Annotated in this window: 13 protein-coding genes and 6 tRNA genes; 15 read left to right on the top strand and 4 right to left on the bottom strand. The window is 35.3% G+C overall.

All coding sequences use genetic code 11. The features are described from left to right. The first annotated feature begins 85 nt into the window (after positions 1-85). From ABNX05_RS25020 to ABNX05_RS24965, 12 genes are all read left to right on the top strand, one after another. Positions 86-159 (top strand) — tRNA-Trp (locus ABNX05_RS25020). A gap of 16 nt (positions 160-175) precedes the next feature. Next, a tRNA-His gene (locus ABNX05_RS25015) sits at positions 176-251 on the top strand. Between the two features lie 17 nt (positions 252-268). Continuing rightward, a tRNA-Gln gene (locus ABNX05_RS25010) sits at positions 269-343 on the top strand. 5 nt (positions 344-348) lie between these two features. Further along, positions 349-423 (top strand) — tRNA-Gly (locus ABNX05_RS25005). Between the two features lie 8 nt (positions 424-431). After that, positions 432-505, top strand: a tRNA-Cys gene (locus ABNX05_RS25000). 47 nt (positions 506-552) lie between these two features. Further along, positions 553-633, top strand: a tRNA-Leu gene (locus tag ABNX05_RS24995). Between the two features lie 454 nt (positions 634-1,087). Then, entirely contained in the window at positions 1,088-1,522 is a 435-nt protein-coding gene (locus ABNX05_RS24990; protein WP_349662166.1) for a hypothetical protein, read from the top strand. 136 nt (positions 1,523-1,658) lie between these two features. Then, positions 1,659-1,985, top strand: a complete 327-nt coding sequence (locus tag ABNX05_RS24985; RefSeq protein ID WP_349662165.1) for a hypothetical protein — start codon at positions 1,659-1,661, stop codon at positions 1,983-1,985. An 846-nt stretch (positions 1,986-2,831) separates the two neighbouring features. Then, entirely contained in the window at positions 2,832-3,398 is a 567-nt protein-coding gene (gene thpR, locus ABNX05_RS24980; protein WP_349662164.1) for an RNA 2',3'-cyclic phosphodiesterase, read from the top strand. Positions 3,399-3,577: 179 nt separating this feature from the next. Continuing rightward, on the top strand, positions 3,578-4,612 hold the full coding sequence (locus ABNX05_RS24975; protein ID WP_349662163.1) for an ABC transporter permease: 1,035 nt from the start codon (positions 3,578-3,580) through the stop codon (positions 4,610-4,612). A gap of 1 nt (position 4,613) precedes the next feature. Beyond that, on the top strand, positions 4,614-5,300 hold the full coding sequence (locus ABNX05_RS24970) for an ABC transporter ATP-binding protein (RefSeq protein ID WP_349662162.1): 687 nt from the start codon (positions 4,614-4,616) through the stop codon (positions 5,298-5,300). Positions 5,301-5,478: 178 nt separating this feature from the next. Next, positions 5,479-5,766, top strand: coding sequence for a hypothetical protein (locus ABNX05_RS24965; RefSeq protein ID WP_349662161.1), 288 nt, complete (start codon positions 5,479-5,481; stop codon positions 5,764-5,766). 238 nt (positions 5,767-6,004) lie between these two features. Here the strand turns inward: ABNX05_RS24965 and ABNX05_RS24960 are convergent, their stop codons facing one another. The 3 genes from ABNX05_RS24960 to ABNX05_RS24950 are packed head-to-tail and all read right to left on the bottom strand — an operon-like array spanning position 6,005 to position 8,132. Further along, positions 6,005-6,820: an SDR family NAD(P)-dependent oxidoreductase gene (locus tag ABNX05_RS24960; protein ID WP_349662160.1), complete on the bottom strand. Its 816-nt coding sequence runs from the start codon at positions 6,818-6,820 to the stop codon at positions 6,005-6,007. Between the two features lie 37 nt (positions 6,821-6,857). Further along, positions 6,858-7,535 (bottom strand): GDSL-type esterase/lipase family protein, encoded by a 678-nt coding sequence (locus tag ABNX05_RS24955; protein WP_349662159.1) that lies wholly within the window; start codon positions 7,533-7,535, stop codon positions 6,858-6,860. Next, positions 7,536-8,132, bottom strand: a complete 597-nt coding sequence (locus ABNX05_RS24950; RefSeq protein ID WP_349662158.1) for a TetR/AcrR family transcriptional regulator — start codon at positions 8,130-8,132, stop codon at positions 7,536-7,538. Positions 8,133-8,334: 202 nt separating this feature from the next. Here ABNX05_RS24950 and ABNX05_RS24945 point away from each other — a divergent pair, with 202 nt between their 5' ends. Further along, positions 8,335-8,685 (top strand): VOC family protein, encoded by a 351-nt coding sequence (locus tag ABNX05_RS24945; RefSeq protein ID WP_349662157.1) that lies wholly within the window; start codon positions 8,335-8,337, stop codon positions 8,683-8,685. Positions 8,686-8,803: 118 nt separating this feature from the next. Continuing rightward, a complete protein-coding gene (locus ABNX05_RS24940; RefSeq protein ID WP_349662156.1) occupies positions 8,804-9,895 on the top strand; it encodes an S-layer homology domain-containing protein in 1,092 nt (363 codons plus the stop codon). A gap of 64 nt (positions 9,896-9,959) precedes the next feature. On the opposite strand, the gene ABNX05_RS24935 is transcribed toward ABNX05_RS24940, so the two are convergent. After that, the gene (locus ABNX05_RS24935; RefSeq protein WP_349662155.1) at positions 9,960-10,703 is read right to left on the bottom strand and encodes an arylamine N-acetyltransferase family protein; all 744 of its coding nucleotides are present in this window, start codon (positions 10,701-10,703) and stop codon (positions 9,960-9,962) included. A gap of 205 nt (positions 10,704-10,908) precedes the next feature. Here ABNX05_RS24935 and nagB point away from each other — a divergent pair, with 205 nt between their 5' ends. Further along, positions 10,909-11,622, top strand: coding sequence for a glucosamine-6-phosphate deaminase (gene nagB / locus ABNX05_RS24930; protein ID WP_349662168.1), 714 nt, complete (start codon positions 10,909-10,911; stop codon positions 11,620-11,622). The last annotated feature ends 34 nt before the right edge of the window (positions 11,623-11,656 follow it).

Genomic DNA, 11,656 nt, shown 5'->3' with positions numbered 1-11,656 from the left:
AAGTGGCTAAACGCGGCGGACTGTAAATCCGCTCCTTAGGGTTCGGCGGTTCGAATCCGTCCCCCTCCACCAGTTTTAATCTAATAGGGGCATAGTTCAACGGTAGAATAGAGGTCTCCAAAACCTTTGGTGTGGGTTCGATTCCTACTGCCCCTGCCAATTAATTAATTTCATGGCGGTTGTGGCGAAGTGGTTAACGCACCTGATTGTGGTTCAGGCATTCGTGGGTTCGATTCCCATCAGTCGCCCCATTTATATATTTAACTTTTGGGGTATAGCCAAGCGGTAAGGCAACGGATTTTGATTCCGTCACGCCCTGGTTCGAATCCAGGTACCCCAGCCATTTTTGCGGAAGTAGTTCAGTGGTAGAACACCACCTTGCCAAGGTGGGGGTCGCGAGTTCGAACCTCGTCTTCCGCTCCAATTATTAAGGCGGCATAGCCAAGTGGTAAGGCACAGGTCTGCAACACCTTTATCACCGGTTCAAATCCGGTTGCCGCCTCCATAATTTATTTCTTAATCGGATTTTCCGATTTTTTTTATCTCCATTATGCCGGTGTGGCGGAATTGGCAGACGCGCACGACTCAAAATCGTGTTCCTTTGGAGTGTCGGTTCGACCCCGACCACCGGTATCATATTTAGTAAAGAATCCTTGATATACAAGGGTTCTTTTTTTATTGTAGTAAATTTGTAGAAACATTTAAGATCCACTCAAAATCTATTTTGATTTGAGTGGATTTTTTTATATCATCATGGATTGTTTATATTCATTAAAGAATGTTTAACAATATTCGTCTAAAATTCTTTTATATCATATAGGTACTTAAAATTTCAAATAAATCAATTCTCAAAATATGAACGAAAGCCAGCAAAGATTGATTAGTATACTTTTATAAAGAGTGATAGAGTTAATAACTACTAAAAGAGATTTTTTCAAAATATTGAAGATGATAGGAATGATAGCTCTAAACTGAACGAAATTAAGAATTATACAGATTAAGTAGTTTAGGGAGATGTTTAATCATGCTGATTGGAAACAAACAATGATATAGGGAACCTAAGAACTGATGGAAAGGAGAATTTACAATGATAAAGAATGGCAAAAAGGCAAATAGTAAGGCACTTACTGTTATTCTAATGTTGTTGGTAATAATGTTCTTTGTAGTACCATCGAGCAATGCATTCTTTGTTAATAAAATGATGATAGATGATAACAATAGCGAACGTATAAAGGTGACTGCCTCAGATTTAGTTATACCAACTAGAGATAGTATTATAAGCGATGGTTATCCAATAAATGAAGATGGGCAAACGTATGGTCCTAATATGGAAAACTTAATGCTTGTTGAACCTGAATTAATGTTGGCAGAAGGTGAGAACGGTGTATTAGGATATATTTATCAGCCTGATGGCATATCTTCGCCAAATAAGGTAGATGAATATAATAAATCATTAAAAAAATCGACGCCATTATATTTACATGATGGTAAAACGATTATTGGTACATTTTATTTTTATTAGTATTTTTATAAATAGAGTCCAAGATTCTAATAGCTAACATTGTAATTTAGATAATTTTACGTAGTCGCTTTCCAATCCTGAAAAACTTACAAAAGAAAAAGTATAAGCAATGTCTCTTAGTGATGTTATTGCTATTATGACAGCATGCAATGCATCGCCACGTATCCAACGTTCTTTAGTTCCTATGGCTCCAGAAAAAACATATGAAATTAATGAAAATGGTTTAACTTATGGTTCAGATTTTTACGCAGAGTCATTAGAAGATAGTCCAGACCTTGTACGAGTAATTGGGAAAAATGGTGTTGAAGGATATGTTTATTCTAAGGATATTAACTTGGAGCTAAATACTCTTGATGAGGTGCTAGATTACATTAATTCAGGGCAGCCAGAATTTATTGTGCCTGTTTATGCTGAGGATGGGATTGAAGTTTTAGATACTTTTGAAATAATTACTGAAGACTAGTTTAGTGATTAAAGACATCATGTATGAAATTGATTAAGAGTGGCTACAGATTAGGACTTCAACAATTATGTTGGAGTCTTTTCTTGTCTTTATATGACAATGTAAAGTGTCTAAGGTCATTAGTAATAGTTGTATCTCCACTTACAAAGAAATTAAAGTCCAAATGCTTTTCTTTAGCCATAATACGAGCACAGATTAAGGTTTTTGCTAAAAACGGGAATAAAAACTAGAGGGGGGGAAAATAGAGGGAAACGATCATAAAAAAGATAAGAAAAAAATTAGCATTATATCAAATACACAATTTTACCGGGAGTACACACTTCATTTAGACCAAACTGAATAAAAATCAGTAGAAATCTGATGATTTTAAGCATCTCAAATTTGAAAATTGTAAATATCATTCACATGGATTTACTAGATTTTTTTAATTGCAGATTATCGAGCAGAGGAAATTTGAAGGGGCAGTAGTTGTAAAATGGATTTTAAACAAGTGTCATAAATCGAGATGCTATACCAGATTTATACTTATTCGTTTTACACTATTTGAAATAAATAAAGCTTCAATCGTATGTCTCACTCATATAAATATTTGTTAATGGCTCTGCGTGCTTTTTTGTTTAGGGGAATTACATCTGGTTGTGTGTTCTATACTATCTAAAGCAAATCGCTCACCTTACCGTTCACTATTCTAACATCACTTTTATTTAATACTACAAATTCAGATAAACGTATACCAGTATTTAGTTGTGTAGTCTTTTTCGCTGCTTTAGCGTAGTAGTATGGTTAATTTATTGTAGGAAAAGACATAATGCCTGTTAAGTAGCATTTTCGAAGAATAGAGAGGGTATGATTATGAACAGACACTTTTTTATTGCAGTTCCACTTCCTTCAGACATTAAAGCAGCTCTTCATGTGAGATGTGAAAAAATGAAAACAGACTATCATTTTAAACGATGGGTTCATCGAGAAGATTTTCACATCACTTTGGCTTTTTTAGGTCATGCGGATGAAGAGCAATTACAGGATGTAATTGCTGAAACGAGGAAAAATCTTCTGAATGTTTCTCCATTCGAATTAAAAATTCAGGGGTTCAATACTTTTGGGAGAAAAGAATATCCAAGAATTTTATGGGTTGATCTGCTCGAATCTCAGCAATTAAATGTTGTGCAAGAAATAGTATACGAAGACTGTATGAAGGTTGGATTTGAATTAGATAAGAAACCCTTTATCCCCCATATAACTGTTGCAAGAAAGTGGGACGAAGCATGCGGGAAAATTCCGTCAGAGGCATTGATGGAAGATAATTTTCAGCTTCCTAAATTTCTAGTAGAAGAAGTGGTTTTGTACGAATCAAAAATAGAGGAAACGCCAAAATATTATAAAAGGGCTGTCATTCGTTTAGATGGTCAATAGATCGGTCAAAAGCTTACTATAATAATAACGATTCATATTACAGCCAGCTCGTGAACCTAAAAAGAAAAAGGTTTATGAGCTTTTTTTGCTGAAAATATTTTGTTTTTAATAATTAGTTCATCTTCCGTTCATTTAAGGAGTTTATGCTAAGGATGTAAAAAGGAACGGAGGAGTTAACGATGAATCTTGCGTGGAAAGAAATTAAGAAGAATAAAGTAAGATTTTTAATATTAGGGTCAATTGTTTTTTTAGTTAGCTTATTAACTTTTATTATTTCTGGTTTGGCGAACGGACTGTCTCAAGATAATGCCGCTCTAATTAAGGATTTACCACAAGGTCAATTTTATATGAATGAGGATGCAGATCAAACTTATAATCTGTCAAAAATAGATAGCGGTACACAAAATGAAATATTGAGCAAAGAAAAAGATGCAGTAGCTTTTTCATTACAAATGGGCTTTTTAAATGATCAGGACGATAAGCAGCAAAGCGTTGCCTTTGTTTCATCGACCGATTCAGCGTTATTTGAAAATGTGAAACATGAGGAAGTCATATTAGACAGCTCCATGAAAGATAAAGGAATTAAAGTAGGAGATACATTAACGAATAATCAATTTGGTGGCAAGTTTGTAGTAAAGGGATTTGTCGACCAAAAGAAATATAGTCATGCACCTGTTGCCTATATTAATAAAGAGGATTATAAAGAAATTTACCGTGTGGATGAAATGCAGATGATTTTCGTACCAGATGGAGATTCTTCAAAAGAATTTGCTGGATTAGAATCATTTTCAAATAAAGAATTTCTTAACACAATCCCAAGCTATAACGCAGAACAAATGTCTTTAAATATGATTGTTTGGTTTCTAGTAGTCATTAGTGGGATGCTGTTCGCTATCTTCTTCTATATGATGAATGTCCAAAAAATCGGCTTATACGGAATTTTAAAGGCGATTGGTTTGAAAACAAGTATGCTATTCAAAATGATATGGACACAGATGGCCATCATTACAGTTATTTCACTTGTTTTATCTGTAACCTTTAGCCAGGCCTTTAATCTGATAGCGCCAAAAGGAATGCCATTTACTTTAACGATTGCGACAACAACGCAATTATCGATCGTATTCCTAATTATTGGATTTGTAGGCGCTACAATTTCAGCATTCCAAATTAAAAAAATTGAACCATTACAAGCGATACAGCAAGGAGAGGCTTAATATGACTTTATTTAAAATCGATGAAGTTAGAAAAACGTTTACGAATGGCGAGGTAGAGGAGGAAATACTTAAAGGGATAGATCTTTCATTAAAAGAAGGAGAAATAACTGCATTGGTAGGTGCATCTGGTTCCGGTAAAAGTACACTTTTGACAATTGCGGCAGGACTTCAGCCTGCAACAGATGGATATGTTATATTTGAAGGAAAAAACCTGTCTATTATGAACGCTGAGGAGGTTCGAAAAGTACGAGCAAGTGAATTTGGGTTTGTCTTTCAATTTGCACACCTCGTACCTTTCCTTACAGTTGAGGAACAGCTGCTACTAATGTTAGATGTTTCTGAATCAAAATTAAAGAAACAGGAACAAAAAAATGAAGTTAATCGATTACTAAAATTAGTTGGGATGGACCATCGGAAAAATTCTTATCCTTCTTCATTGTCTGGAGGAGAGAAGCAACGTGTTGCCATTGCTCGTGCGATCATTCATAAACCGAAAGTTCTATTCGCAGATGAACCAACTGCAAGCCTAGATTCACAACGATCAAAAGAGGTTATGTTACTAATTAAGGATTTAACTAAAACGTTAAACATTACAACTTTAATGGTGACCCATGATGAAGAGATGTTTGCTTATACGGATCGTATTATAAAAATGAGCGATGGTGTCATTTTGCATGATGTTATTTAGATCGAGTAGTAGAAAGCCACAACCACAGCTTTTTGATGGTTGTGGTATTTTTTTTGAATCAATGGATGATTTCAGTCTAGGCGCAAATTACGAAATATTTTTAAAAGCCTAGTGTTAAGTTACCAAATCGATAAACGAAAGCAGCATATTGTAGAAGGAAAGGAGGAGGTGATTTGAAATGACGTTTGTTATTGCCTTAATAATTGTATTAGTAGGGTTAATAGCGGGATTCCAATTAAGCGAAGGACGGTCAGAAAAAGGGAGATATATCATTTGGGGTATCATTATAATGATTGCGTTTGCACCATTTTTATCATATTTAATTGGCGTATTGTATGGATTATTGGTTAGAAATGGTTGGGCAGCATCGATTATGATGGTTTTATTTCCTATAATTTTTATCATAGGTCTTATTATTTTACTCTTAGGTATTTATAAGAAAAATGAAGAAGAGCATAATAACTAGCTACTTGTCTCTTAAAAGGGGTTAATTCGTTAAGTGTTTTTGTTATCTAAATTATAAAGGTAAAAAGCCGCGAGACTCCTAGAATTGTTTTTACGATGTAGTGTAAATGAAAATGTAGCGAAGGAGACATATGCCTTCGTGTTCAAGATTCTATTTTTTGCACTGATGCGGCTCGTACCTTGCCGGCAGAAAAGCATAGCGGTTTTTTACCATCTGAAGAAAGCTTTTATGTTAAATCTTATGTCAATCGAGCTTTTCGGCTTACTTTACAAACCATTCTCATTAATGTCCTGTGTAACGAAGGGAAGATCGTAAAGACAACATCCATTGTTTTACGCATTGGCATAGGACAAATAATAGGCTTATTTTTGTGCACGCCTGCAATAGCGATTTTTGCTAGTTGCTGTGGAGACATCATTTTTTGTTTTTTCAATTGTTTGGACATCGCCGATTTATCAATATTAATAGCTGTTGCTTTATCAAAAATAGGTGTATCAACAAAAGTCGGACAGAGGGTACTTACCTTGATGCCAAATTCCTCAGCTTCATAGTGTAGTGATGTTGTTAAGCCCACAACAGCATGCTTCGTAGTTGAGTATGCAGCTGATATAGGAGATGGTCCCAACCCTGCAGCTGATGATGTATTGATGATATGTCCAAAACCTTGTTTCTTCATGATTCGATACCCAACTTGTGTACCATAAACAATGCCCCATAAATTAATATCTACAATGTCTTTCCAATCGTCAATTGACATATCATAAATTTCACCATACATAGCTATACCAGCATTATTGAACAAATAATCTAATCGTTGAAATTCCTCATGTACATTTGTAATGACATGTTCAACATTTTCGAAATCGCTTACGTTTAATTCAACAAATCGAGCATTTGAAGTATCTTTATTTAGTTCTGCCTCTAGAAGACGTCCATCATGTTCGTTAATATCTGCAATAATGACAAATACATGTCGACTTACTAACTCTTTGCAGATAGCCTTCCCTATACCGGATACACCGCCTGTAACAATCGCAACCTTTCTCATAATCATCACCTCTCGTATGAATTCCTTAATGGACAGGGTCTTCCTACAATTGAAGTCGTTTAATGAAAGCTGAGTATTCTTCGACGACAAGCTCTGCTCCTTTACTATTTAAATGAATGCCATCCAAAGTTAAATGTAGCCCTCTCTTTTTGGATAATCGATCAATCCGCAAAGGGTTTTTATACAACAGTACATCTTTCATCACTCGCATAACATTGGTGTTCACATATTCCGAACTTGTAACATGTTTTAATTGATGTTCAAAAACCTCTTGCATATTTAAAAGGCTAACATTTGCATATTTAGAAGAAATGGAATGAATAATGGAGGAGAGCTCTTTTAATTCCATATTGGGAGTATTTTTTATTTCCTCTCCTATTAAAGTTGGTGTTACTAAAACTACATGTTTAGATGAGGCTAAAATCATTTCTAAAACATTTGCATAGTAATCTTTAAACTCTTGATGATCTTTTGAAACCGGTTGTGCCTGCACTTTCAAAAGTTTAGTGTAGACATCATTGACCCCAATCCAAAGAAAGCTGAGGTCATAATCAGTAGCTAGCTTCGATTTTTCTAAACGACTGTGTAAGCTTTTTACTGTCTCACCTGGTTTACCGAGATTATCAAATTCGATATGTGGATGTTTTGTAGTTAGTAGTTTGAAAAATGAAACCCCAGGTCGACCTTCCGTTAAGCTGTCTCCTATACATGCAATTTTCATTTATATCCCACCTTTTTTTATCTCCTTTAAAAAAATGGTTATTGCCTGGTTAAAGAGTGGCTCAAGTGCTTTCAGCTCCTGCGTATTTGTCAGCTGACATAAACCTCCTAGCCATGTGCCTAGTAGAACTGTCCACTCATCAATATTGCCATGAACAAATTCTCCTCGATCAATACCTTCTTGAAGGATCGCATGATAAGCACCCATCGGTACAATCGCTAAATTGTATAATTGTTTCACGGATTCAGGGCTCGATTTTGGATTGGAAGCTAGTTCTTGCCCGGATCTTAATAAAGGTGTTTGGTAATGATAGAGAACATGCATGGCCATGCCATATAATTTTTCTGTTGCCGTGGAGTAGGTAATTTCTTTCTGCAGCCATTTGTTGTGCCAATCTTGCATTGTTTGTTGAGATAAAAGAACAAAGAGCTTTTCTTTGTTTTCAAAATGATAATAAATATGTCCTTTGCTATAGCCTGAAGCGGTTGAAATATCTCCTACTGATGTTTGATTATAGCCTTTTTGAGAAAACAAACTAACCGCATGTTCCATAATTTCAACTTTTGCTTTCTCGCTATCATAACGTCTTTTATTCAATGATTTACCTCTTTTTTAAATTTGAACGGTCGTTCTAATTTAATTATACAATATTTTACTAATTAATAAATGGTTAAATACCTAATTCATCAAGTTTTAACAATCTATACAGACAGCGCCATAAGGCACAATTCGATTGGAGGAAATATTCACCAAACTATTGAACTATAAATTATGCTTCAAACATCAGGAGGGGAATAATATGGGGAGAGTAGTTGGGTTCGAATTAAATAGTCAGGAGGTAGAAAAAGCTGCTGCGTTTTATGCTAAGGTTTTTGGGTGGGAGGTAGCTGCACCTAATTGGGAATATTGGGGCGTAACAACTGGGGATGATAATAAATCAGGGATTAACGGCGGTAATGCGAAAGGGCCACATGACTATCCTTTTGGAACACGTATTCAAATTGAAGTTGATTCTATTGATGAAGCTATTTCAAAGGCTACGAAAAATGGTGCCGTTATTGTACGAGATAAAATGGAATTTGATGAATTTCACCTTGCTTATTTGGTAGATCCAACTGGATTAGGCTTTGGCATGATTCAAAACAAATAACCTGACACTGATTAACAAGTCTCTGAATGGATTGTGGGGGCTTTTTTGTTAATAAATAGAATTGTAAATAATGTATAAAAAAGTATATTATAAATAATAGAGAAAGGGAGGGAAAGAAATGAAACAAATGTTGAAAATGGTATGTGCACTATTATTAGCTGTTTGGTTAATACCGACTGAAAGTGTATATGCAGCGAGTTTCAAAGATGTGCCCAAGGATGATACATTGATAACTGAAATTGATTATCTAGTGGAAAAAGGAATTATTAATGGCTATCCTAATAACCTATTTAAACCAAATACATATGTAACGAGAGCACAGGTAGCTGTCATGCTAACACGTGCTTTAGGAATGCAAACGACGGATGTCAAAGATCCAAAGTATCAGGATGTACCTACTACATATCCTTACTATAAAGAAATTGCGGCAGTGCAAAATGCTAGAATTTTCGATTCTGCACAGAAATTTAATCCGAATGCAACTCTTTCAAGAGGGGACATGGCGATTGTGTTGCAAAGAGCATTTAAAATAAAGGGATCTGAGACAAGCTATTTTACAGATGTTTCAGCTAAGACAAGAGGCTATAAGGAAATCTCAGCAATTTCTAGTAATAATATAACAAAAGGATATGATGATGGTTCATTTAGGCCCAATTTACCTTTAACGCGAGCGCATTTTTCAGCATTTTTAGCTCGTGCATTAACGCTATCGAATCCGAATCTAATAAAAGATAAGGCGTATGACTACACGTATTCGCATTATTCGTTGAAAGACAAAAAACAGTATACATTAAACTATCAGTATAGTCATTATGACGATAAGAATGATGTGTGGACAATAACTGATTTGAATTCGGAAAAGTTTTTTGATGAAGAGCTTTTATTTAGCGTGAGCGAGGCTTATGCTCAAGTAATTGCCAGCTATGAAAGTATGCATTACGATTTACATTTGGATTTACCCCTTAGAATTGGTGTGATTCAACATGAGAATGGTGGCGTGGAAAGTTCAGGAACCCGAATTACAGTTAAAACAACAGATGGTACTATCCAAGCAGGTGGTGTCAATTATAATAATGTAATTGTTCTAGAAGAAAAGTCCATATACAGTGATGGAGTTTCAACATATTACTTTGTCGATGGTATCGGTTTAGTTAAGGAGCTTTACAATGATGTTGTTATTTATGAGTTGCTTGAACGTACAGCCAATTAAATGTTAACCACAGGAAAAGCAAGTCTCCTATGAACGAGGAGGCTTGCTTTTTATCATGAAGCATCTAATCTAATGTAATATGAAAAAAACGATGAAGTGCTTGTCTCCAATCCTTTTCGTTATGAGTTGAATAGGTCGTTAAGGATTGTCCCTCGTAGATTCGGAATTCATTGTTAAGCATTGTGTGTCGTCCGCGAGGGGTACGAATCATAGCAATTTTATTTTTTTGTTTAGAAAGTCTTGGCGCAAACTTTGCATCGTTAGCGTCATCGAAAAAACTATATAGTAAACGCCAATCGTGTTTTGTTTGTTCGTATAGCATCCAGCCGTTCACTTCATCTCGTTCAATTTTATAAAGTTCATTACCTTCACGGTGTTGATGCCCAGCTATTAGTGGCACTGGTTTACAAGGAGCTACTGCACCTACCCCAACATCTGAAATATATGATCGACCAGCAAAATGGACAAGCAATAGCTGGTGCATAGGTACATCCTCAACAGGAGTATTTGCTTCAACATTGCGCCAAAACTGTGCATAGCGATTGGTTACAGAAAATCCAAGCTCGCGAAGTAGCCAACTAAATAAAATATTTAGTTCAAAGCAATTGCCTCCACGATGTTGAATAATAATTTTTTGAAAAAGGTCAGGGATAGCGAAGGAGATGCCATATTTCAAGGCAACATCTAGGTTCTCATAAGGAATTATATGTAGATGTCTCGTTTGGAGCTGACCAAGTAGCTTAATGGAGGGCTCTAAAGATCCTTGAAATTGAATAAGTTTTAAATATTGCTGTATTTGTGAATTCATAATATCGCCTCACTCCTTATTAAATAACATAACCGAAATGGCTTAAGAATACACGTGATTATTAGTAAGAAAATAATAGAAAAATAGGTAAATAACTTGTAAAATTAAAATATTAGCTACTATAAGAATAATATTCCCTATTAGTCTAGTTAATAATAATGATTGTAAGGTAGGTATACGAATGACAAGCGAAATTAAATGCGAAATGAAATGGATAGAAGTAAATTCATACGATGAAATGAGCGAAGTAGCAGCGGATATTTTCACTAAACAATTACAAGTAAAGCCAGCAAGTATTTTAGGATTAGCAACTGGTGGTTCTCCTGTAGGAATGTATAAGGAATTAGTGAAACGCCAACAAGCTGGAAATATTTCTTTTAACGACGTGATCACTTTTAACCTAGACGAATATGTAGGTCTCGACCAATCAAGTCCCGCAAGTTATTGGACATTTATGCATGAGAACTTATTCAATCATGTAGATATTAAGGAAGAAAATATACATTTACCAAATGGCAAGGCAGAAAATTTAGATGAAGAGTGTGTCGCTTATGATGCTCGAATCAAGGAAGCGGGAGGCATTGACCTTCAGCTATTAGGCATCGGCGTTAACGGACATATTGGCTTTAACGAACCGGGCACATCTTTCGAATCTCTGACTAATATCGTAGAGTTAACAGAATCTACACGCACAGAAAATGCCATCTATTTTGATGATTCTAAGGATGTACCGACGCATGCTATTACAATGGGCATTCAATCTATTATGAATGCCAAGGAAATCATCCTAATTGCATTTGGTGAGAAAAAACTAGAGGCTATGGAAAAATTAAAAAGTGGGATCATCACTGAAGATTTCCCAGCAAGCCAATTACTAAACCATCCGAATGTAACGATTATTTACGGCGGAACAAAATAGAAATGAAGCGTTAAGCGTAGACTTTATTTTATTT

Source organism: Lysinibacillus zambalensis (assembly GCF_040183165.1).
In the GTDB taxonomy this organism is placed as follows: Bacteria; Bacillota; Bacilli; order Bacillales_A; family Planococcaceae; genus Lysinibacillus; species Lysinibacillus zambalensis.
Note: the sequence above shows the minus strand (reverse complement) of the source record. Positions and strands in the feature narration are given on the sequence as shown.